19 protein-coding genes are annotated in these 21,294 nt (G+C 67.3%); 15 read left to right on the top strand and 4 right to left on the bottom strand.

Annotation, left to right across the window (positions count from 1 at the left end; all coding sequences use genetic code 11):
- Nucleotides 1-2 precede the first annotated feature (2 nt).
- The 6 genes from ABID97_RS11600 (at nucleotide 3) to ABID97_RS11575 (ending at nucleotide 5,662) form a co-directional block, all read left to right on the top strand.
- Nucleotides 3-1,133, top strand: a complete 1,131-nt coding sequence (locus ABID97_RS11600) for a Re/Si-specific NAD(P)(+) transhydrogenase subunit alpha (protein ID WP_354401737.1) — start codon at nucleotides 3-5, stop codon at nucleotides 1,131-1,133.
- Between the two features lie 39 nt (nucleotides 1,134-1,172).
- Entirely contained in the window at nucleotides 1,173-1,505 is a 333-nt protein-coding gene (locus tag ABID97_RS11595; protein ID WP_028259109.1) for an NAD(P) transhydrogenase subunit alpha part 2, read from the top strand.
- Complete coding sequence (locus tag ABID97_RS11590; RefSeq protein ID WP_354398625.1) at nucleotides 1,502-2,929, top strand: NAD(P)(+) transhydrogenase (Re/Si-specific) subunit beta; 1,428 nt, start codon at nucleotides 1,502-1,504, stop codon at nucleotides 2,927-2,929. Before ABID97_RS11595 ends, ABID97_RS11590 begins: the two co-directional genes overlap by 4 nt.
- A gap of 49 nt (nucleotides 2,930-2,978) precedes the next feature.
- Nucleotides 2,979-3,728: an SDR family NAD(P)-dependent oxidoreductase gene (locus ABID97_RS11585; RefSeq protein ID WP_354398624.1), complete on the top strand. Its 750-nt coding sequence runs from the start codon at nucleotides 2,979-2,981 to the stop codon at nucleotides 3,726-3,728.
- Between the two features lie 82 nt (nucleotides 3,729-3,810).
- Entirely contained in the window at nucleotides 3,811-4,512 is a 702-nt protein-coding gene (locus tag ABID97_RS11580; RefSeq protein WP_354398623.1) for an SDR family oxidoreductase, read from the top strand.
- 70 nt (nucleotides 4,513-4,582) lie between these two features.
- Nucleotides 4,583-5,662 (top strand): phosphotransferase, encoded by a 1,080-nt coding sequence (locus ABID97_RS11575; RefSeq protein WP_354398622.1) that lies wholly within the window; start codon nucleotides 4,583-4,585, stop codon nucleotides 5,660-5,662.
- A 255-nt stretch (nucleotides 5,663-5,917) separates the two neighbouring features.
- Here the strand turns inward: ABID97_RS11575 and ABID97_RS11570 are convergent, their stop codons facing one another.
- On the bottom strand, nucleotides 5,918-6,931 hold the full coding sequence (locus ABID97_RS11570) for a carbon-nitrogen hydrolase family protein (protein ID WP_354398621.1): 1,014 nt from the start codon (nucleotides 6,929-6,931) through the stop codon (nucleotides 5,918-5,920).
- 288 nt (nucleotides 6,932-7,219) lie between these two features.
- On the opposite strand from ABID97_RS11570, the gene ABID97_RS11565 reads away from it, so the two are divergent.
- From ABID97_RS11565 to ABID97_RS11525, 9 genes are read left to right on the top strand one after another with little or no spacing between them, the layout of a single operon-like run.
- On the top strand, nucleotides 7,220-9,382 hold the full coding sequence (locus tag ABID97_RS11565) for a thiamine pyrophosphate-dependent enzyme (RefSeq protein WP_354398620.1): 2,163 nt from the start codon (nucleotides 7,220-7,222) through the stop codon (nucleotides 9,380-9,382).
- Nucleotides 9,379-10,935: an indolepyruvate oxidoreductase subunit beta family protein gene (locus ABID97_RS11560; protein ID WP_354398619.1), complete on the top strand. Its 1,557-nt coding sequence runs from the start codon at nucleotides 9,379-9,381 to the stop codon at nucleotides 10,933-10,935. The genes ABID97_RS11565 and ABID97_RS11560 overlap by 4 nt, the downstream gene beginning before the upstream one ends.
- Nucleotides 10,936-10,972: 37 nt before the next feature.
- Nucleotides 10,973-12,148 carry an ABC transporter substrate-binding protein gene (locus ABID97_RS11555; RefSeq protein ID WP_354398618.1) on the top strand — a complete coding sequence of 392 codons (1,176 nt, stop codon included), beginning with the start codon at nucleotides 10,973-10,975 and terminating at the stop codon, nucleotides 12,146-12,148.
- Between the two features lie 30 nt (nucleotides 12,149-12,178).
- The gene (locus tag ABID97_RS11550; protein WP_354398617.1) at nucleotides 12,179-13,354 is read left to right on the top strand and encodes an alpha-hydroxy acid oxidase; all 1,176 of its coding nucleotides are present in this window, start codon (nucleotides 12,179-12,181) and stop codon (nucleotides 13,352-13,354) included.
- Nucleotides 13,347-14,219, top strand: coding sequence for a branched-chain amino acid ABC transporter permease (locus ABID97_RS11545; protein WP_354398616.1), 873 nt, complete (start codon nucleotides 13,347-13,349; stop codon nucleotides 14,217-14,219). Before ABID97_RS11550 ends, ABID97_RS11545 begins: the two co-directional genes overlap by 8 nt.
- Nucleotides 14,216-15,160 carry a branched-chain amino acid ABC transporter permease gene (locus ABID97_RS11540; RefSeq protein WP_354398615.1) on the top strand — a complete coding sequence of 315 codons (945 nt, stop codon included), beginning with the start codon at nucleotides 14,216-14,218 and terminating at the stop codon, nucleotides 15,158-15,160. Before ABID97_RS11545 ends, ABID97_RS11540 begins: the two co-directional genes overlap by 4 nt.
- A gap of 1 nt (nucleotide 15,161) precedes the next feature.
- Entirely contained in the window at nucleotides 15,162-15,944 is a 783-nt protein-coding gene (locus ABID97_RS11535) for an ABC transporter ATP-binding protein (RefSeq protein WP_354398614.1), read from the top strand.
- Nucleotides 15,941-16,669: an ABC transporter ATP-binding protein gene (locus tag ABID97_RS11530; protein WP_354398613.1), complete on the top strand. Its 729-nt coding sequence runs from the start codon at nucleotides 15,941-15,943 to the stop codon at nucleotides 16,667-16,669. Before ABID97_RS11535 ends, ABID97_RS11530 begins: the two co-directional genes overlap by 4 nt.
- 11 nt (nucleotides 16,670-16,680) lie before the next feature.
- Nucleotides 16,681-17,775, top strand: coding sequence for an enolase C-terminal domain-like protein (locus tag ABID97_RS11525; RefSeq protein ID WP_354398612.1), 1,095 nt, complete (start codon nucleotides 16,681-16,683; stop codon nucleotides 17,773-17,775).
- A gap of 116 nt (nucleotides 17,776-17,891) precedes the next feature.
- On the opposite strand, the gene ABID97_RS11520 is transcribed toward ABID97_RS11525, so the two are convergent.
- The 3 genes from ABID97_RS11520 to ABID97_RS11510 are packed head-to-tail and all read right to left on the bottom strand — an operon-like array spanning nucleotide 17,892 to nucleotide 21,210.
- A complete protein-coding gene (locus ABID97_RS11520) occupies nucleotides 17,892-18,788 on the bottom strand; it encodes a LysR family transcriptional regulator (RefSeq protein WP_354398611.1) in 897 nt (298 codons plus the stop codon).
- Between the two features lie 41 nt (nucleotides 18,789-18,829).
- The gene (locus tag ABID97_RS11515) at nucleotides 18,830-19,525 is read right to left on the bottom strand and encodes an ABC transporter ATP-binding protein (RefSeq protein WP_354398610.1); all 696 of its coding nucleotides are present in this window, start codon (nucleotides 19,523-19,525) and stop codon (nucleotides 18,830-18,832) included.
- Nucleotides 19,522-21,210, bottom strand: coding sequence for a branched-chain amino acid ABC transporter ATP-binding protein/permease (locus ABID97_RS11510; protein ID WP_354398609.1), 1,689 nt, complete (start codon nucleotides 21,208-21,210; stop codon nucleotides 19,522-19,524). Before ABID97_RS11510 ends, ABID97_RS11515 begins: the two co-directional genes overlap by 4 nt.
- Nucleotides 21,211-21,294 lie beyond the last annotated feature (84 nt).

Here is a 21,294-nt window from a genome sequence, read left to right as displayed (position 1 = left end):
CATTGACGATAGGCGTGCCTGCCGAGACGACGGCCGGCGAAACCCGTGTGGCCGTTACGCCCGAGACGGTGAAGAAACTTGTCGCCTCCGGGCACGCGGTTCGCGTGCAGTCCGGGGCCGGCGTTGCAGCCAGCGTGACCGACGCCGCCTACCAGGCGGCCGGCGCTGAAATCACCGACGTGGCCGGCGCCTTCGGGGCCGACATGGTGCTCAAGGTGCGCTCGCCCGACGATGCGGAAACCGCGCGCATGAAGTCCGGCACCGTCGTCATCGGCATGCTCAACCCCTTCGATGCGCCCGGGCTGCAGCGCCTGGCCACGGCCGGCCTCACCGCCTTCGCCCTCGAAGCCGCGCCACGCACCACCCGCGCCCAGAGCATGGACGTGCTCAGCTCGCAGGCCAACATCGCGGGCTACAAGGCCGTGATCATGGCGGCCGACAAATACCAGCGCTTCTTCCCGATGCTCATGACCGCCGCCGGCACCGTGAAGGCCGCGCGCGTGGTCATCCTGGGCGTCGGCGTGGCGGGCCTGCAGGCCATCGCCACCGCCAAGCGCCTGGGCGCCGTGATCGAGGCTTCGGACGTGCGCCCGAGCGTCAAGGAGCAGATCGAATCCTTGGGCGGCAAGTTCATCGAGGTGTCCTACGACACCGATGAAGAAAAAGAAGCCGCGGTCGGCGTGGGCGGCTACGCCAAGCCCATGCCCGCCAGCTGGCTCGCGCGCCAGCAGGTCGAGGTGGCCAAGCGCGTGGCGCTGGCCGACATCGTCATCAGCACCGCGCTCATCCCGGGACGTGCCGCGCCCACGCTCATCACCGAGGACATGGTCAAGGCCATGAAGCCGGGCTCGGTGATCGTCGACATCGCGGCCGGCAAGGGCGCGGATGGCGTCGGCGGCAACTGCCCCCTGTCGGAAGCCGACAAGACGGTGGTCAAGCACGGCGTGACCATCGTCGGGGAGACCAACCTGCCGGCGCTCGTGGCGGCCGACGCGTCGGCGCTCTATGCGCGCAACGTGCTCGACTTCCTCAAGCTCATCGTCACCAAGGAGGGCGGCCTGAAGATCGACCTCGAGGACGACATCGTCGCCGCCTGCCGCGTCGCGCACGACGGCCAGGTCACGAAGAAATAAGCCAAGCCGCCCCCGGCACCCCCGCGAGGAGAAGAAATCATGGATCCCGTTTCCCACACCGTCATCAACCTCATCATCTTCGTGCTGGCCATCTACGTGGGCTACCACGTGGTGTGGACCGTCACGCCCGCGCTGCACACGCCGCTCATGGCCGTGACCAACGCCATCTCGGCCATCGTGGTCGTGGGCGCCATGCTGGCGGCCGCGCTCACCGAAACCACCCTGGGCAAGACCATGGGCGTGCTGGCCGTCGCGCTGGCGGCAGTGAACATCTTCGGCGGCTTCCTCGTCACGCGGCGCATGCTCGAGATGTTCAAGAAGAAGGACAAGAAGGCCGCGGCGCCCAAGGCCGAGTCGGGAGCCGCCCAATGAGCATGAACGTCGTCACGCTGCTGTACCTGGTTGCCAGCGTCTGCTTCATCCAGGCCCTGAAGGGCCTGTCCCATCCCACCACCTCCATCCGCGGCAACCTCTTCGGCATGGTTGGCATGGCCATCGCGGTGGTGACCACCGGCGCGCTGATCTACAACCTGTCCGGCGGCCACCTCATGGGCCTGGGCTGGGTGCTGCTCGGGCTGGTGGCCGGCGGCGGCTACGGCGCCTACCGCGCCAAGACGGTCGAGATGACCAAGATGCCCGAGCTGGTGGCCTTCTTCCACAGCATGATCGGCCTGGCGGCGGTGTTCATCGCGGTCGCGGCCGTGGTCGAACCCGCGGCCATGCTCGAAGGCATCGCCAAGGGCGCACCCATTCCCGCCGGCAACCGGCTGGAGCTGTTCCTGGGCGCGGCCATCGGTGCCATCACCTTCAGCGGCTCGGTGATCGCCTTCGGCAAGCTCTCGGGCACCTACAAGTTCCGCCTGTTCCAGGGCGCGCCGGTGCAGTTCAAGGGCCAGCACATGCTGAACCTGGTGCTCGGCCTGGCCATGATCGGCCTGGGGCTGGTGTTCATGGCCACCGAAAGCTGGCCGGCCTTCTTCGCGATGCTGGCGCTGGCCTTCGTGATGGGCGTGCTCATCATCATCCCGATCGGCGGCGCCGACATGCCGGTGGTGGTGTCGATGCTCAACAGCTACTCGGGCTGGGCGGCCGCGGGCATCGGCTTCAGCCTGAACAACGCGATGCTGATCGTGGCCGGTTCGCTGGTGGGCTCGTCGGGCGCGATCCTGAGCTACATCATGTGCAAGGCCATGAACCGCTCGTTCTTCAACGTGATCCTGGGCGGCTTCGGCGGCGAGGCGGTCACCGCCGCCGGCGGCGCCAAGGAACAGCGCCCGGTCAAGAGCGGCAGCGCCGACGACGCGGCCTTCGTGCTGGGCAATGCCGAGACGGTGGTCATCGTGCCGGGCTACGGGCTGGCGGTGGCGCGCGCGCAGCATGCGGTGAAGGAGCTGGCGCAGAAGCTCACCGAGAAGGGCATCACCGTGAAGTACGCGATCCACCCGGTGGCCGGGCGCATGCCGGGCCACATGAACGTGCTGCTGGCCGAGGCCGAGGTGCCCTACGACCAGGTGTTCGAGATGGAGGACATCAACGGCGAGTTCGGCCAGGCCGACGTGGCGATCATCCTGGGCGCCAACGACGTGGTGAACCCGGCCGCGCTCACCAAGGGCAGCCCGATCTACGGCATGCCGATCCTGGAGGCCTACAAGGCCAAGACGGTGATCGTGAACAAGCGCTCGATGGCAGCGGGCTATGCGGGCCTGGACAACGAACTGTTCTACATGGACAAGACGATGATGGTCTTTGGCGATGCGAAGAAGGTCGTTGAGGACATGGGTAAGGCTGTTGAGTAAAGCCCCCGTTCCGCGCATCCCCATGTCTGACCATTTCAAAGGCCCATCGATGACCCTCTCCCTCCAAGACAAGATTGCCGTCGTGACGGGCGCAAGCACCGGCATCGGTCTGGCCATTGCCAAACGGTTTGCAGCCGAAGGCGCGAACGTCGTAATCACCGGCCGGCGCCAGAAAGAACTTGACGTCGCGGTCGCTGACATCGGGGATCAAGCCTCCGGCATTCGCGCGGATGTCTCCAGCCTGCAGGATCTCGACGCCCTCTTCCAGACCGTCAAGCAACACCATGGACGCATCGACGTCTTGGTCGCGAATGCGGGAGGCGGCAGCATGGCTCCGCTTGGCGCGATCACGGAAGAGTTGTTCGACCAGACGTTCAGCACCAACGTGAAGGGGGTGCTCTTCACCGTTCAAAAGGCACTTCCTCTGTTGGCGGATGGCGCGACAGTCATCTTGGTTGGTTCTACCAGTTCGATACATGGCGTACCTGCATTCAGCGTCTACAGCGCATCCAAGGCGGCAATTCGGAACTTCGCTCGCAGTTGGATTCTGGATCTCAAAGGTCGCAACATTCGGATCAATGTCCTCAGTCCCGGACCGACGAAGACGCCTGGACTGGTGGGCCTGGTGCCGCTCGAACACCAGCAGGGACTGCTCGACGGTTTTGCAGGCCAGATCCCGATGGGCCGGGTTGGAGAACCCGATGAAATCGGCAAGGCCGCAGTCTTCCTGGCTTCGGACGCCTCGAGCTTCGTCACCGGCATCGAGCTGTTCGTCGACGGTGGCATTGCGCAGATCTAGCGACGAAGCTTACGAACGTCGTATTCACGCGGCGCTTCACCGCTGCACCCCAGCCTCTTCCACTTCCTCGAAGGACCCGACCATGAAACTCGACAACGCCACCGTCCTCATCACCGGTGCCAATCGCGGCATCGGTCTCGCCTTCGCCCGCGCTGCTCTGGCCCGCGGCGCGCGCAAGGTCTACGCTGGAGCGCGCGACCCCGCCAATGTCACGTTGGCCGGCGTCAAACCGATTCGACTCGACGTCACTCGGCCCGAAGACATTGCCGCGGCGGTACGCGATTGCGGCGACGTCACGCTGCTGATCAACAACGCCGGTATCGCGACGCTCGGGGGATTACTCGCCGAGGGCAGCGTCGAGGCCGCCCGCGCCCAGTTCGAGACCAATTTCTTTGGCCCGCTGCGTATGGCTCTTGCCTTCGCGCCAGTGCTCGCCGGACACGGTGGCGGTGCGATCCTGAACGTCCTGTCGCTCGCGAGCTGGATAACGGCACCCCGTCTCGCAACCTATGCCGCCACCAAATCGGCCGCCTGGTCACTGACCAACAGTCTGCGTCACGAGTTGCGCGCCCAGGGCACCCAAGTGCTGGGCCTGCACATGGGGTTCGTCGACACTGACATGGCACGCGGCAACGATCAGCCCAAGTCCAGCCCGGACGAGGTGGTGCGCCGCAGCCTCGACGCCCTCCAAGCCGGGGCCGAAGAGGTGCTCGCCGACGAGATCACCCGGCAGGTCAAACAGGGCTTGTCGGCCGAGCCAGGCGTCTACCTTCAGACGACCTAAGGCTGAACTGCTTTCCGGCAAGCCACTGCCCGGCACCTACCCTATTGAACGGCAACACGAAACCATAGTCATGACAGAAGCTCAAACCGGCACCAGGCCCATCTCCGGGTCTCATGCGTTCGACGTCGCCGCCCTGCGGGCGTATCTCGAGGCGCGGGTCGACGGTTTTCAGGGGCCGGTCACGGTCGAGCAGTTCAAGGGCGGGCAATCGAACCCAACCTACAAGCTCAACACGCCGGAGCGCTCTTTCGTGATGCGCTGCAAGCCCGGCCCGGCGGCGAAGCTGCTGGCCTCGGCGCATGCGATCGATCGTGAATTCACCGTGATGCGGGCGCTGCGCGCAACCGACGTGCCGGTCCCGGACATGTACCTGCTGTGCGAAGATGAATCCGTGATCGGCTGCGCCTTCTACGTGATGGAGTACATGTCGGGCCGCGTGATGTGGGACCAATCGATCCCCGACGCCGACAGCACGCGACGCAGCCAAATCTACGACGAGATGAACCGCGTGGTCGCCGCGTTGCACAACGTGGACGTCAAGGCGGCGGGTCTCGAGAACTACGGCAAGCCGGGCAACTACTTCGAGCGCCAGATCGGCCGCTGGACGAAGCAGTACCAGGCTTCGATCACGCAGCCGATTCCCGAGATGGACAAATTGATGGACTGGCTCCCTGCGCACATACCGGCCAGCGCGCGCGACGAGAGTCAGGTGTCGATCGTGCATGGCGACTACCGGCTCGACAATCTGATGTTCCACGCCACCGAGCCCCGCGCGATCGCGGTGCTCGATTGGGAGCTCTCGACCATCGGCCATCCGCTGGCCGACTTGAGCTACCACTGCATGTCGTGGCACATCCAACCGGGCTCGACCCTTGGCATTCGCGGCCTCGACCTTGCCGCCCTCGGCATACCCGACGAGAAGAGCTATGTGCGCCGCTACTGCGAGCGGACCGGCCGCGCTGACCCCGACGCAGTGATGGCCGATTGGAACTTCTATCTCGCCTACAACATGTTCCGGCTCGCCGGTATCCTGCAAGGAATTGCCAAACGTGTGGAGACGGGGACCGCGTCGAGCGCACAAGCAAGGCAAGCGAGCGCCGGTGCGCGGCCGCTTGCGCAGATGGGTTGGGCGCTCGCGCAATGCGCTTGAACGAGCGGGCGCCTACTTCACAGATCACGTCCTCGATGACCGCCTTCGCATCGTCGAGCACCTTGGAAGACCAAGGAGGCGGTGGAGTTCGCGACGCTCGTAGGGGTGTCCTGGTTCAACCACCATCGCCTGCTCCAACCGATCGGCTATATCCCGCCTGCAGAAGCTGAGGAAAACTATACCGCCAACTCGCCACGATGGCGGCATGCCTTGAACTAACTGGCCACCACGAAATCCGGGGCGATTCAGGACCGATCATTTCTCGCCGTTCGCCTCGGGCTGAGCGGATTTCAACTCCGTGTACTCGGGGTCGAACGCCTGTACACGAGAACTCGGCTTCTTGTTGAACAGCAGGCGCAGCACGTCTGGTCGCGAGTAGTGACCTGTCGGGTCGTAAGCGGCCTTGGCGACGCCGATGGAACCCAAGTCGATGTCTGCATACAGCAGACCTTCCTCGGTTTCCGGCAGGGGCTTGCAAAGCGGCCTTGCGTCGGGTCCGTAAATCATCGCGAATCCGCCTCCTTCGAGCAGAAGTTCGCGCTTCTGGGGCGAATCGACAAGCATCTCAATCATCGACTTGGAGACGGTCGCGCAAGGCGCAAGCACGTAACATTGGCCCTCTAGCGCATAGATCTGGCTTGCCGCGTTGTTGGCTTCGGCGCTGAGCTGGAACGCTGCGCCCCGGTAAACCGAGAAGCTGGGCCAGGCGGCCACATGGAGCTGCTCGTTCTGCGAGTACATGGCGTACTTGGTCAACGGCTGGATGTGCTCAGCGCAGCAGAGCGCGCCGACGCGCCCTAGCGCCGTGTCGTGCACTGCCAAGTGGCTGCCGTCACCCTCGCCGAAAACGGTCCGCTCTGCGTGCGTGGGCTTGAGCTTGCGTCGGGTGGCGACCACCTCGCCAAGGTCGTCGATGATCGCTTGCGCCAGGTAGAGCGTGCCGCCCGAGCGTTCGCTGAAGCCGAGCACCACGTGAATCTTGTACTGAGCAGCCGCAGCCCGCAGCCGGTCCCACTGGGAGCTGCCAATGACGAGCGCGTTCTCATAGTAGCGCTGCACAAACTGCATGCCCCAGGCCGGCGAGTCGAGCCAGATCCACCACGGATAGCCAGGTAGCCAGACCTCCGGGAAGGCAACGAGAGAAGCGCCGCCTTCCGCCGCCTGGCGGATGTAGTCGATGGCCTTGTTGACACCTTTGTTGAGGTCTAGAAATGCGGGTGCAGCCTGGACGGCCGCCACTTTGTACTGAGTCTTCGAGGAAGAAGTCATCGACGGCATCTTTCGGTAGGGAATGTGGGACGGGACTCTAAGAGCGACGCTGCGTCTTCCCCTATCCATGCCGCTGTTGTTACGGATCGAGCTAGTCGATACCGTCGGCAGGGGGAGACCCCCGCCATCCATCAATTTAATCTATGTGTAACGCAAGTCACATCGATTGGCTCTCTGCCACTCCGCTCCTAAAGTCCTCCCACTTGATCGACCCGCCATCGCCACCGAACGGCGGGCCTTACGAAAAATAGCCGACGCCTCGAGGCTGCCGGCCGGAGACACAAAGCCATGGAGCGATCTTTCGCCGAAGAAATCAAACGCCTCTCGCTGGGCGCCGACGAGTTATTTCATGGCGAGGGCATCCTCGCCGTCACCAAGGCGCTGCTGCAGTCGGGCGTGAGCTACATCGGCGGATACCAAGGCGCGCCGGTGTCGCACCTGATCGACGTGCTCGGCGATGCGCGCGGGCTGCTCGACGAGCTCGGCATCTACTTCGAGAACAGCGCCTCCGAGGCCGGCGCGGCCGCGATGCTCGGCGCCTCCATCAACTACCCGGTGCGCGGCGCGGTGACGTGGAAGTCCACCGTGGGCACCAACGTCGCCTCGGACGCGCTCTCCAACCTCGCCTCTGCCGGCGTGAAGGGCGGCGCACTCGTGATCCTGGGCGAGGACTACGGCGAGGGCTCCAGCATCATCCAGGAGCGCACGCACGCCTTCGCGATGAAGTCGCAGATGTGGCTGATGGACCCGCGGCCCAACCTGACATCCATCGTCGATGCCGTCGAACGCAGCTTCGAGCTCTCCGAAGCAAGCCAGACGCCGGTAATGCTTCAGCTCCGCATCCGCGCCTGCCACGTGCACGGAAGCTTCGTGTGCAAGGACAATCGCGCACCGGCCATCTCCACGCGCGACCTCATCGAGAAGCCGCACTTCGACTTCGCGAACATCAACCTGCCTCCGTCGATCTATGCGCAAGAGCGCATGAAGGTGGACTCGCGCTGGCCAGCTGCGCTCGACTTCATCCGCCGCGAGCGCCTCAACGAGCGCTTCGACGGTGACTGCGGCGACATCGGCCTGATCCTGCCCGGCGGCCTCTACAACGGCACCATCCGCGCGCTGCAGCAGCTCGGCCTGGCCGACGCCTTCGGCCACAGCCGCATTCCGCTGCAGGTGCTCAACGTGGTCTACCCGATGGTGCCCGACGAGCTGGTGGACTTCTGCGCCGGCAAGCGCGCGGTGCTGATGGTCGAGGAAGGCCAGCCCAACTATATGGAAGACGCGCTGCATGCCATCCTGCGCAAGGCCGGCTGCGACACGCGCCTGCACGGCAAGGACATCTTCCCGATGGCCGGCGAATACACCGGCGAAGTGCTGGTGCGCTGCATTTCCGAGTTCGTTCAGCAGGCGCAGCCGCAGGCACTGGGCGACGACGGCGTGGCACAGGTCGGCGACGCCGCCGCGCCGCTGGCCACGCTCAAGCCGCAGGCGGTGCAGGCGCTGGGCGTGCCGGTGCCGAACCGGCCGCCGGGTTTCTGCATCGGCTGCCCCGAGCGTCCGGTGTTCGCCGCCATCAAGCTGATGCAGAAGGAGCTCGGCGCGGTCCACGTGAGCGCCGACATCGGCTGCCACACCTTCGGGACGCTGCCGCCCTTCAACACCGGCAGCACGGTGCTCGGCTACGGGCTGGGGCTGGCCAGTTCCTCGGGCGTGGGCCCGCTCATGGGCAACCGGGTCGTCAGCATCATGGGCGACGGCGGCTTCTGGCACAACGGCTTCACCAGCGGCGTGGTGAATGCGGTCTACAACGGGCAGGACTCGGTGCTGGTGATCCTGAAGAACGGCTACACCTCGGCCACCGGCACGCAGGCCATTCCTTCTTCTCCCACGCAGCCGGCGGCACGGCCGCTCACGCTCGATATCGAAGCCGCGCTCAAGGGCGTCGGCGTCGCGTGGGTGCGCAAGGTCACGAGCTACAACGTCGCCGAGATGCGCGACACGCTGCAGGAGGCCATGACCACCGAGCAAGGCGGCCTGAAGGTGATCATTGCCGACGGCGAATGCCAGCTCGAGCGCCAGCGCCGCATCAAGCCGGTCAATGCCGCCAAGCTCAAGCGCGGCGAGCGCGTGGTGCGCACGCGCTTCGGCATCGACGACGACGTGTGCACCGGCGACCACTCCTGCATCCGCCTGTCGGGCTGCCCCTCGCTCACCGTCAAGCCCAACCCGAGCGCGCTGCGCACCGACCCGGTGGCCACCGTGAACCAGGGCTGCGTGGGCTGCGGCCTGTGCGGCGAGAACGCGCATGCCGCCATTCTGTGCCCCTCTTTCTACAAGGCGGAGATCGTGCAGAACGCCGGCACCTGGGAGCGCCTGCTGCATCGGCTGCGTGGCGGCGTCATCGGCCTGATGGCCGGCAAGGCGCGCGACCGCGCGGAGGCGCTCGCCGCATGAACACCGCGCGCAAACCCACCCCGCGCATCGTGACCGTGCTGGTGGCCGCCATGGGCGGCGAGGGCGGCGGCGTGCTGGCCGACTGGTTGATCTCGGCCGCCACGGCGCACGACTTCCTGGTGCAGAGCACCTCGGTTCCTGGCGTCGCGCAGCGCACCGGCGCGACCAACTACTACATCGAGATCTACCCCGTGCCGAGCGCGCAGCTCGGCGGCGCGCGGCCGGTGTTCTCGCTCACGCCGAACCCGGGCGACGTGGACATCGTCGCGGCCTCCGAGCTCGTGGAGGCCGGGCGTGTGCTGCAGGGAGGCTTCGTGCATCCGCAGCGCACCACGCTGGTGGCGTCGCTGCACCGCGAGTACGCGGTGTCGGAGAAGTCGGCGATGGGCGACGGCCGCTACGACGGCCAGCGCGTGACCGAGGCGGCGCAGCGCCTCGCGCAGCGCACTTTCCTGTTCGACATGCGCGCGCTGGCCTGGCGCAACGGAACGGTGATCAACACCGTGATGTTCGGCGCGATGGCCGGCAGCGGTGCCCTGCCCTTCTCGCGCGAAGCCTGCGAGCAGGCGATCCGCGAATCGGGCAAGGCCGTGGAAGCGAGCCTCAAGGGGTTTGCTGCGGGCTACGACCATGTGACGGGCACAGCGAGTGCAGCGTCTGCCGAACAAGGCACGGTCGCAGCCTCTGCGCTCCATCCGCGCGCCCAGGCGATGCCCGAGCCGTTGCGCAAGTTGGTGAACCATGGCCTGCGGCAGGTCACCGACTACCAGGATGGACGCTACGCCGATCTCTACCTGCATCGCGTCCAGGCCGTGTGTGAATCCGAGCGCGCCCACGGCGGCGACTTCCCCGTGACGCGCGAAACCGCGCGCTACCTCGCACTGTGGATGAGCTACGAGGACGTGATCCGCGTTGCCGACCTCAAGACCCGCGGCGACCGGCTGCAGCGGGTGCGGAAGGAAGTCGGCGCGCGCGAAGGCGAGCCGCTGCGGCTGACCGAATACCTCAAGCCCGGGCTCGACGAGATCTGTTCGCTGCTGCCCACACGCGCCGCCGACTGGCTGCGCGCACGCCTCGCACACAAGTCCCACAAGCTGAGCATCGGCCTGCACATGCGCACCGACACCGTGCGCGGCTTCGCCATGTTGTGCGCGCTGCGTTCCCTGCGGCCGCTGCGCCGGCGCACTTCGCGCTACGCCTTCGAGCAGGCCATGATCGAACGCTGGCTCGAGGCCGTGCGGCGCGCGCTCGCGCTCAGCCCGCGGCTGGCCTTCGAGCTGGCGCTGTGCGGCAACCTCGTCAAGGGCTACGGAGAGACCAGCGAGCGCGGCCACCGCAACCTTGTTGCCGTGCTCGACGACATGCAGGCCACGATGGCCTCGGCCGCGCACGATGCCGGTTCGCTCGAACAGGCCGCCGACCGCGTGCGTTCGGCCCGCGAAGCCGCACTGGCCGACCCCGAGGGCCGTACGCTGGCGCGCGCACTCGGCCTGCCGGCGCCGGAGGCGCGCGCCCACCCCATCCACATCGTGCGGCGAAGACCGGCGCGCTGAAAAGATTCCCTCACGCAGAACCATCAGGAGACAAAAAATGAAAATCGCCAAGTTCCCCCACCTTCGCATCGGCCGCCGCGCCGCCGCTTCCCTGCTGGCCGGCGCCGCGCTGCTGCCACTGGCTGCCGCCGTGCACGCGGCCGATCCCATCAAGATCGGCGCGGTGGTCTCCGCCACCGGCCCGGCCTCGTTCCTCGGCGACCCGCAGCAGAAGACGCTCGCAATGTACGTGCAGAAGATCAATGCTGCCGGCGGCGTGCTCGGCCGCAAGCTGGAGCTGGTGCTGTACGACGACGCCAGCGACGCCAACAAGGCCAACGCCTTCACGCGCCGGCTCATCATGCAGGACGAGGTCGACGTCATCGTCGGCGCCTCGACCACGGGCTCCACCATGGCGATGGTGCCGCAGGCGGAAGCGGCGAAGGTACCGATGATCTCGCTCGCCGCAGCCTCGGTCATCGTCGAGCCGGTGAAGTCCTACGTCTTCAAGATGCCTCACTCCGACCGCATGGCGGCCGAGAAAGTGCTCGGCGAAATGAAGCGCCGTGGCTTCACGCAGTTCGCCCTGCTGTCCGACACCGGCGGCTTCGGCAAGTCCGGCCGCACCGAGACGCTCAAGCTCGCCGGCACGCTCGGCATGAAGGTGGCCGAAGACCAGACCTACGGCGAGAAGGACACCGACATCACGCCGCAGCTCACGCGCATCAAGTCCTCGCCCGCGCAGGCGATCCTCGTGTTCGGCACGGGCCAGGCGCCGGCCATCATCGCGCGCAACTACCAGCAGCTGGCCATGAAGCAGCCGCTGTACACCACGCATGGCCAGGCCTCGACGGAGTTCATCCGCATCGCGGGCAAGTCGTCCGACGGCATCCGCATGCCCTCGCCCGCCTTGCTGATCGCGCAGGCGCTGCCCCATGGCGACACGCAGAAGAAGGTCAGCGTGTCCTATGCGAAGGAATTCGAATCGCAGGCCAGGATGGACGTGTCCACCTTCGGCGGCTACGCGCATGACGCGCTCTTCCTGCTGGTCGACGCGATCCAGCGCGCGGGCGGCACCGACAAGCAGAAGCTGCGCGACGCGATCGAGGCCACCAAAGGCTTCGTCGGCGTGAGCGGCATTTACACCATGTCGGCCGCCGACCACATGGGCCTCGACGTGTCGGCGTTCCGCATGGTCGAGGTGCAGGGAGGCGCGTTCAAGGAAGTGCGCTGAGGCCGTGCGACCCTGCAGAAAAGGACACGCATGAAGCTCAATGCAAACGACCACCGTCGCCACGCGCGCCGGCGGCTGCCGCGCTTCGTCTTCGACTACGTCGACGGCGGCGCCGAGAACGAAGACTGCCTGCGGCGCAACACCATGGACCTGGCCGGCCTGCACCTGTTGCCCACCGCCCTGCGCGACACGCGCCATGCCGACACCGACATCACGGTGTTCGGCCGGCGTTGGTCCGCGCCGACGGGTGTGGCGCCGATCGGCTTCTCGGGGCTGGTGCGGCCGCACGGCGACACGCTGCTGGCCTGCGCCGCGGCTTCTGTCGGCGTGCCGCATGTGCTGCCCACGCCCTCCAACGACCGGCTCGAGGCGGTGCGCGAAGCCGCGCTTGCGCGCAATCCCGATGCCGTGCAGTGGATGCAGCTGTACGTCATGGGCGACCGGACGATCGCCGAACAGCTGGTGCGGCGCGCGCGCCACGCGGGCTATGGTGCGCTGGTGCTGACGGTGGACGCCACTGTCAGCGGCCTGCGCGAGCGCGACGTGCGCAACGGTTTCAAGCTGCCCTTTCGCTTCACGCTCTCGACGCTGCTTGACCTCGCACTGCATCCGTCCTGGTCTCTGGCCATGGCGATGCAGGGCCGTTCGCCCTCCTTCGTCAACCTCACGGAATCGGACGATGGCGCCACCTCGCCGAAGGTGCAGGCCGCGCTGCTGTCGCGCACCATGGACCGCACGCTGGTGTGGGAGCACCTGGCCTGGCTGCGCCGGCTGTGGGACGGGCCGCTGGTCATCAAGGGACTGCTCCATCCGCACGATGCCGAACGCGCCATCGCGCACGGTGCGGACGCCATCGTGGTGTCGAACCATGGCGGCCGTCAGCTCGATGCAGCGCCCTCCACCATCTCTGTGCTGCCGCGCATGGTCGATGCGGTGGCGCAGCGCATTCCCGTGTTCGTGGATGGCGGTTTCCGCCGCGGCAGCGACGTGGTCAAGGCGCTGGCCGCCGGCGCTACTGCCGCCTTCGTCGGCCGCCCCGCTGCCTGGGGCATGGCCACGGAGGGCGAGGCCGGCGCGCGCAGCGTGCTGGCCGCGCTGTCCGAGGAGATCGCCCGCACCATGATCCTGATCGGAGCCGACCGCGTGGCCGACATCTCAGCGCAGCACCTGCTCGCCAACCCCCAAGCCGGAGACCGCCGTGGCTGACCTCATGCAATTCGTTTTCTCGGGGCTCACCACCGGCGCGATCTATGCGCTGGCCGCGCTGGGCTTCTCGCTGATCTACAACGCCAGCGGCGTCATCAACTTCGCCCAGGGCGATTTCCTGATGCTCGGCGCGATGATCACCGCCGCCATGCTGGGTGCCAACCTGCCGTACGGCCTGGCCATTGCGGGCGGCGTGCTGGCCACCGTGGCGGCGGGCCTGCTGCTCTACCGGCTGGCGATCAAGCCGGCCGGAGAGGCCAGCGTGGTGTCGCTCATCATCATCACCATCGGTGCTTCGATCTTCATCCAGGGCGTGGTGCAGATCGTGCTTGGCAAGAACCAGCAGACGCTTCCGCCCTTCAGCGGCGACGCGTCGCTCTCCGTTCTCGGCGCCTATGTGCTGCCTCAGAGCCTGTGGGTGCTGGGCACGGCGGCGGTGCTGGTCGCCCTGTGCTTTGCGTTCTTCCGCTTCACCATGATTGGCAAGGCGATGCTGGCGGTGGCCGCCAACGCGCTGGCGGCGCGCGCGGTGGGTATCCCCACATCGCGCGTGCTGCAGCTATCCTTCGGCCTCTCGGCGCTGCTGGGCGCCGTGGCCGGCGTGGTGGCCGCACCGATCACCACCACCGTCTACGACATCGGACTCATGCTGGGCATGAAGGGCTTCGTCGCGGCCACGCTCGGCGGCCTCGGCAGTGCGGGCGGCGCGGTAGTGGGCGGGCTCATCGTCGGGCTGCTGGAGGCGCTGATGGCAGGCTACGTGTCGTCGGCCTACAAGGACGCGGTGCCCTTCGTGCTGATCGTCTTCATTCTGCTGGTCATGCCGCACGGGCTGTTCGGTGCCAAAACCTCGGAGCGCGTATGAAGGCAGGCACGCATGCACTCTTGCGCCCCTCCCTGCTGGTGCTGGCATTGGTGCTCGCGCTGCTTCCGCTGGCCATGCCTAACAACTACGTGATCGATGTGGCCGTGCGCATCGCGCTCGCTGCCGTCGCCGCCATCGGGCTCAACCTGCTGATGGGCTTTGCCGGCCAGATCAGTATCGGGCATGCGGCCTTCGTCGCCATCGGCGCCTACGGCAGCGGCATCGTGACCGTGCGCTTCGGCTGGCCGCCGCTAGCGGCCATCGGGGGCGCGGCCCTTGGCGCGGCGGTTGTCGCCTGGCTGATCGCCAAGCCGATCCTGCGGCTCAAGGGACATTCGCTCACCATGGCCACACTGGGCCTGGGCGTGATCGTCAACATCGTGTTGATCAATGAAGTGGACTGGACCGGCGGGCCCGACGGCATGCCGGTGCCGCCGCTGGTGATCGGCGGCTTCGCGTTCGCGAAGGTGCTGCACTGGTATACGCTGGCGGCGGTGCTGCTGTGGCTGTCGGTGCTGCTTTCGCTCAACCTGTACGAATCACCGGGCGGGCGCGCGTTGCGAGGCCTGAACGGCTCGGAGGTGGCGGCGCGCGTGATGGGGGTGGACGTGGCGCGCTTCAAGGTGCGTGCCTTCGTGCTCTCGGCTGTGTTCGCGGCTGTGTCGGGCAGCCTCACGGCCCACTATCTGGGCTTCATCAGCCCCTCGCTCGCCGCCTTCGCCCACTCGGTGGAACTGGCGACCATGGTGGTGCTCGGCGGCATGGCCTCGACCTTCGGGGCGGTGCTGGGCGCGGCCCTGCTCACCGCCCTGCCGCAACTGCTGGGCGGGCTGCACGGCTACGAGATGGTGTTCTTCGGCCTAGTGCTGATGCTGACCATGATGTTCCTGCCCAAGGGCCTCGTGCCCTCCATTGCGCTCAAGCTGCGCAGGAAGGCCTGAGATGCTCGAAGTGAAGAACCTCTCCAAGTCCTTCGGCGGCGTGCACGCCATGCAGGACGTGAGCTTCACGGTGCGCGCCGGCTCGGTGCACTCGGTGATCGGGCCCAACGGTGCGGGCAAGACCACACTGTTCAACCTGATCAGCGGCGTGTACGAACCCACGCGCGGCGAGATCCTGCTCGACGGCGAGAACGTGGCAGGCCTCGCACCCGACCAGCTGGCGCGCCGCGGCATGAGCCGCACCTTCCAGAACCTGCAGGTCTGCATGAACATGACCGCTTGCGAGAACGTGATGCTCGGCGCGCACCTGCGCACGCGCAGTTCGCTGCTGGGCGGCATGACGGGCACCACGCGCCGTGCGGACGCCGCGCTGCGCGAGGAGGCACTGCGGCTGATCGACGAGGTGGGTGTTGGCCGGCACGCGCATGCCCACGCCACGCAGCTGTCCTTCGGCCTGCTCAAGCGACTGGAGATTGCGCGCGCGCTGGCGAGCAAGCCTCGCCTCCTGCTGCTCGACGAACCCGCCGCAGGCCTGAACGACACCGAGACGCACGAGATCACCGAACTCATCCGCCGCATCGCGGCCTCGGGCGTGACGGTGCTGTTGGTCGAACACGACATGAAGCTGGTGATGAACATTTCAGACCACTTGCTGGTGCTCGACTACGGCCGCAAGCTCGCCGAAGGCACGGCCGCCGAAGTGCGCGCGAATCCGCAGGTGATCGCGGCTTATCTCGGCACCGAGGCGGCGAGCGAAGCCGTTGACATTGCGGAGGCCGCATGAGCAGCGCAAGTACCGACAGCAGCGCCGCGCTCGAAGTGCGCGGCCTCTTCGCCGGCTACGGCCGCATCGAGGCGCTGCATGGCATCGACCTGCGGCTCGGCCGCGGCGAACTGGTGGCGCTGATCGGCGCCAACGGCGCGGGCAAGACCACGTTGCTGCGCGCGCTCTCCGGCCTTATCAAGCCCAGCGCGGGCAGCGTGAGCCTGTTCGGCCGAGAGATCGGCCGCGAGAGCGCCGACTCGCGCGTGCGTGCCGGGCTGTCGCAGGTGCTGGAAGGCCGGCAGGTCTTCGGACCACTTTCCGTGCAGGACAACCTCCTGCTGGGCAGCTACACCCGACCCGAACGCCGCCAGCAGCGCATGGAAGAGATGTACGTCCTGTTTCCCGTCCTGCAGGAGAAGCGCCTGCTTGCCGCCGGCACGCTCTCGGGCGGCCAGCAGCAGATGCTGGCCATCGCCCGCGCGTTGATGAGCGAGCCCAAGGTGCTGCTGCTCGATGAACCTTCGATGGGCTTGGCGCCGCTGCTGGTGAAGGAGATCTTCGGCGTGATCGCGCGGCTGAAGGCACAAGGCATCCCGATCCTGCTGGTGGAGCAGAACGCGCACGCCGCCCTGTCGGTGGCCGACGTCGGCTATGTGCTGGAAACCGGCACCATCACGCTCGGCGGCCCGGCCGCGCAGCTGCTGCGCGACGAGCGCGTGAAGGCCGCCTACCTCGGACTGTGAAGGAGAAGCGAATGAACATGCCCATCGATCCCGGCCTGTTGATCACCGACGTGCAGGCGCGCGCGGTCAACGTGCCGCTCGAGCACCCCGTGCGCACCAGCGTCGGCGTGGTGGCGACCGCCCCGCTGGTGTTGATCGACCTGCACACCAACCAGGGAGCCGTCGGCCATGCCTACGTTTTCACCTACACGCCGCTCGCCCTGCGGGCCACGCGGCGCATGCTGCTGACGCTGGGCGGCGTGCTCAAGGGCCAGGCGCTCGCGCCCGTCGACCTCGACCAGTTGCTCTCGCAGCGGCTGCGCCTGCTCGGCCGCACCGGCATAGCGCTGATGGCGAGCGCCGGGCTCGACATGGCGGCCTGGGACGCGCTGGCCAAGGTGCGCGGCGTGCCGTTGGTCGAACTGCTCGGCGGCACTCGCCGCGCCATCGCGGCCTATGACAGCCACAGCATGGACGGCCGGGAACTGGGCATGGCGCGCGCCGAACGGGCGATGGCGCAAGGTTTCCAGGCCATCAAGACGAAGATCGGCTATGCCACGCTGGCCGAGGACCTGGCCATCGTTCGCGCGCTGCGCGGCGTGATCGGCGACGACACGCAGCTGCTGGTCGACTACAACCAGGGCCTGACGGCCATCGAGGCGGTGCGCCGCATCCGCGCGCTGGAGGACGAAGGCATCGGCTGGGTCGAGGAGCCGACGCTGCAGGAAGACTACGCCGGCCACGCGCGCATTCGCGAGCAGGTGCGCCTGCCGATCCAGATGGGCGAGAACTGGTGCGGCCCCGAGGAGATGGCCAAGGCGCTGCAGGCCGGTGCCTGCGACCTGGCCATGCCCGACGCAATGAAGATCGGCGGCGTGACCGGCTGGCTGCGCGCCGCGGCGCTGGCGCAGTCGCACGGCGTGCCAATGTCGAGCCATATCTTCCAGGAGGTCAGCGTGCAGCTGCTGGCCGTCACGCCGACACGCCACCTGCTGGAGCGTATGGACCTTGCAGCGCCGGTGCTGGCGCGGCCCCTGGCCTTTGCGGACGGCACCGCCATTGCGCCGCCGGAGCCGGGCACGGGCATCGCATGGAACGAGGAAGCTGTCCGGCAATACCTGGTGTAGGCCACCGCCCCCACACAAAGCTTGCACGATCTCGTCGACCAACAAGATTCTCGAAGGCCTGGACGTTCCGCGGAGGCGATGGGTGGGCGATCGCCGCTTGCTGGGCGGTCCAATGCTCAGAGCTTGCTCAGCGTCTGTACGATCTCGTCGACCAACCAGCGGTGGGCCGCGCTGTACTCCTGCCGCGCATGCCAATGGGCCTGCACCTTGAAGTCCGGCAGCGGCACGGGCAGCGGCAGCGACTTCAGCCCGCCCTGCAACACATAGAGGCTTGCCACCCGCGAAGGCAACAGCACCAGCAGGTCGCTCTGCGACAGCAGCTGCGGCAGCACGGTGAATTGGGGCACGCGCGCCACAATGTTGCGGTTGATGCCGCGCTCGGCCAGCACCTCCTCGATCAAGAAGTGGCCCGAGCGCGGCGACGACACCATCACGTGCCGCGCCGACGAGAATTCCTTCAGGCTCATGCGCTCGCCGATGGTCGGATGGTTGGCCGACATCAAGCACACGTAGTGTTCACGAAACAGCAGCACGCTGTGCATCGGAGATGCGAGCACCGGGATGTTGCCGATGGCCATGTCGAGCCGCCCGACCGACAGGTCTTCGCCCAGCGCATCGGGAATCTGCACGATGTCGATCTCGATGTGCGGCGCAGCCTCCTGAAACCTGCGCAACAGCGGCGGCACGAAATACAGCACGCCGATGTCCGACATCGCAAGGCGAAAGCGCCGAGTCGAGCGCAGCGGATCGAAGGTGGTGTTCTGCTCGAGGGTGCTTTCGATGGTGGTCAGCGCGTCCCGGTAGCGCTCGAACAGCTGCTCCGCCAGGCCGGTGGCTATCAGGCCATCACTGCTGCGCATGAACAGGCGGTCAGCATACATCTTGCGCAGCTTTGCCAAGCCGTAGCTTATGGTCGGCTGCGTAACGTCGAGCCGCTCCGCCGCTTGCGTCACGCTGCGCGTTTCATAGATCGCGACGAACACGCGAACGAGGTTAAGGTCCAGATGACTCATGATTCTTGCCAGAGGCTGGAATGTGCCATAGACCGGGGGGGTCAGACCACCAGGTGCGCTTCCAGCGTCTCGCGTGTCAACTCGCTGGCCGGCCCCGCCAGCGAGCATTCGCCATGGTCGATGGCCAGGACGTCGTCGGCCACGGACAGAAGGAACTCCAGGTTCTGCTCGACGATGACGAACGACGCACCCTCGGCCTTGCGCGCACGAACCAGCCGCGCCATGCGCTCGATGTTTTCGGGCTGCACGCCCTCGGTGGGTTCGTCGAGGATGCTGAGCGGCGCACGCAGCCCGAGGGTACGCGTGAAGGAGAGCAACTTGCGCTCGCCGCCGCTGAGCAAACCGGCGCTCTGCTGCATGCGCTCGGCCAGGCGCGGAAATGCCTCGAGGCAGGCGCCGTAGCGTTGGCCGTCGCGGCTGCGCAGGTGCAGCCAGAGGTTTTCTCTCACACTGAGGTCGCCGAAGACCACGCCCTCCTGCGGTGCATAGGCCATGCCCGCGGCCAGCCGCTGCTGCGGCGGCACGCGGGCCAGGTCGCGCCCCGCGAGCATCACCCTGCCCCGCTGCAGCGGAAGAAAGCCGCTGAGCGCACGCATGAGCGTGGTCTTGCCCACGCCGTTCCGGCCCAGCACGGCGAGCACCCGCCCCGTGCCGACAGCACCCGCTAGGCCGCGCAGCATCATGGTGTCGCCGTAGCCGCAGACCACGTCGTCAAAAACCAGCAGCGGCGTGCTCATTTGCGCGCTCCCGCATAGACCGCCCGCACGGCGGGGTCGGCCTGGATCTGTGCCAGCGGGCCGCGCGCCAGCAGCTTGCCCTGGTGCAGCACGTAGACGTCGCCACCAATGGCGGCCACTGCGCTGATGTCGTGCTCGATGACCAGCGCCGCCGCGCCCAGGCGTCCGGTCGCAGTCTTGATCGCTTCGATCATGTGGTGCGTCTCCGCGGGCGACAGGCCGGCACAGGGTTCGTCGAGCAGCACGAGGCGGGGCTGCGGCAGCATGGTCATGACGAACTCCAGCGCCTGCCGCTCACCCTGCGAGAGGCTGCCGGCCGGCGCCTGCAGTTGCCTGCCGAGTGCGGGAAAGAGCGCGAGCAGCTCACCGCGCAGCGGGCTGTCCCATGCCAACGGCGCACGCTGCAATGACGCGGCGGGATGCAGGCGACCTGCCCATAGCGCGACATCGAGGTTCTGGCTCACGCTCAGGCCGGGAAAGACCGAAGGAATCTGCAGCTTGCGCCCCACGCCCTGCCGGGCCACGCGCCAGGCGGTGGCACCCGAGACGTCGGCGCCGTCCAGCCGGATGCGCCCGGCGCGCAGCGGCAGGCGGCCGGTCATCACGTTGAAGGCCGAGGTCTTGCCCGCGCCGTTGGGTCCGATCACGCAGCGCAGGCCGGGGCCTTGCAGGTCGAACGTGAGGCCGTCGAGGATGCGCACGCCGCCTTGGGCGGACTCGACCTGCTCGAACGCGAGGCGCACGTCGGCCCCCTGCGCCCTCACCTCCGGTGCCAGTGTCTTGTGCGCCTGCGGAATCTCTTCTGCGCGCGCCGAGAACCGCCGCCCCAACCCGGCCAGCCCATCGGGCAGGAACCGCACCACCAGAATGAAGATCGCGCCGACAGCCACCTCCCAGTAGGCAAAGTGGTCGCGCAGCTCCGACGACGCATAGCCGACGAACACGGCGCCGAGCAGCGCGCCCAGCGGACTGGCCTTGCCGCCCACCGCGGCCCAGATGACGAACTCTGTGGACAGCACGAAGCCCATCGTCAGTGGTGTGACGATGCCCTGGTGCAGGGCGAACAGCGCGCCGGCCAGGGCCGCGAGCATCGCGGAGAACGCGAAGGCGACGGCCTTGATGCGGTCGGTGGCGTAGCCGAAGAGCTGCAGCCGCTCCTCGTTTTGCGCCAGCGCGGTCCACAAGAGGCCCAGCGGCCGCCCGAGCATGCCCGCGATCAGCAGCGTGCTGCCCAGCGCGCAGGCCGCGACCACCCAGTAGAAGCTGCTGTAGCGCTCGGTGCCGGGCAGCTCGGGAATATCGGCCATGCCGTTGAAGCCGCCGGTGACCGCGCTCCATTGCTGCACCGCGAGGAAGCCGAGCATCGTCATCGCCAGGGTGATGAGCGAGAAGAACGGCCCGCTGCGGTGGCTGCGTGCGAACACCAGCCGCGCCGCCACGTAGGCCAGTGCGGCGGGTGCGAGCAGCGCCAGCGGCAAGGCAGCGAACCAGGCCGGCTGCTGCTGTGCCGCTTTCAACATGCCGCCGGCCAGGTAGGCGCCCAGGCCGAAGAACAGCGCATGTCCCAGCGGCAGGAAGCCGAGCCGCCCCCAGCACAGCGCCACGCCCTGTGTCGCGATGCCGTAGATGAGAAACAGCGCGATCTGGTAGGCGACGAAATCGTTCGACACGAAGGGCAGTGCCACCAGCCCCGCGCCCAGCAGCCACGGCCCGGCCGCTCGACTGCGCCACCCGCGCCATCTGCGCGCGGGAGCCCGCGGTGCGGCGGC

The organism is Variovorax sp. OAS795 (genome assembly GCF_040546685.1).
Taxonomy (GTDB): Bacteria; Pseudomonadota; Gammaproteobacteria; order Burkholderiales; family Burkholderiaceae_C; genus Variovorax.
The sequence above is the reverse complement of the archived record's forward strand: the minus strand, read 5'-3'. Positions and strand labels throughout refer to the sequence as shown.

Coding starts and splice junctions, on each gene's coding strand:
- ABID97_RS11555 (WP_354398618.1), top strand. CDS start 10,973: ATGAAAATCGCCAAGTTCCCCCACCTTCGCATCGGCCGCCGCGCCGCC.
- ABID97_RS11520 (WP_354398611.1), bottom strand. CDS start 18,788: ATGAGTCATCTGGACCTTAACCTCGTTCGCGTGTTCGTCGCGATCTAT.
- ABID97_RS11515 (WP_354398610.1), bottom strand. CDS start 19,525: ATGAGCACGCCGCTGCTGGTTTTTGACGACGTGGTCTGCGGCTACGGC.
- ABID97_RS11530 (WP_354398613.1), top strand. CDS start 15,941: ATGAGCAGCGCAAGTACCGACAGCAGCGCCGCGCTCGAAGTGCGCGGC.
- ABID97_RS11540 (WP_354398615.1), top strand. CDS start 14,216: ATGAAGGCAGGCACGCATGCACTCTTGCGCCCCTCCCTGCTGGTGCTG.
- ABID97_RS11560 (WP_354398619.1), top strand. CDS start 9,379: ATGAACACCGCGCGCAAACCCACCCCGCGCATCGTGACCGTGCTGGTG.
- ABID97_RS11565 (WP_354398620.1), top strand. CDS start 7,220: ATGGAGCGATCTTTCGCCGAAGAAATCAAACGCCTCTCGCTGGGCGCC.
- ABID97_RS11580 (WP_354398623.1), top strand. CDS start 3,811: ATGAAACTCGACAACGCCACCGTCCTCATCACCGGTGCCAATCGCGGC.
- ABID97_RS11590 (WP_354398625.1), top strand. CDS start 1,502: ATGAGCATGAACGTCGTCACGCTGCTGTACCTGGTTGCCAGCGTCTGC.
- ABID97_RS11595 (WP_028259109.1), top strand. CDS start 1,173: ATGGATCCCGTTTCCCACACCGTCATCAACCTCATCATCTTCGTGCTG.
- ABID97_RS11585 (WP_354398624.1), top strand. CDS start 2,979: ATGACCCTCTCCCTCCAAGACAAGATTGCCGTCGTGACGGGCGCAAGC.
- ABID97_RS11550 (WP_354398617.1), top strand. CDS start 12,179: ATGAAGCTCAATGCAAACGACCACCGTCGCCACGCGCGCCGGCGGCTG.
- ABID97_RS11575 (WP_354398622.1), top strand. CDS start 4,583: ATGACAGAAGCTCAAACCGGCACCAGGCCCATCTCCGGGTCTCATGCG.
- ABID97_RS11525 (WP_354398612.1), top strand. CDS start 16,681: ATGAACATGCCCATCGATCCCGGCCTGTTGATCACCGACGTGCAGGCG.
- ABID97_RS11570 (WP_354398621.1), bottom strand. CDS start 6,931: ATGACTTCTTCCTCGAAGACTCAGTACAAAGTGGCGGCCGTCCAGGCT.
- ABID97_RS11535 (WP_354398614.1), top strand. CDS start 15,162: ATGCTCGAAGTGAAGAACCTCTCCAAGTCCTTCGGCGGCGTGCACGCC.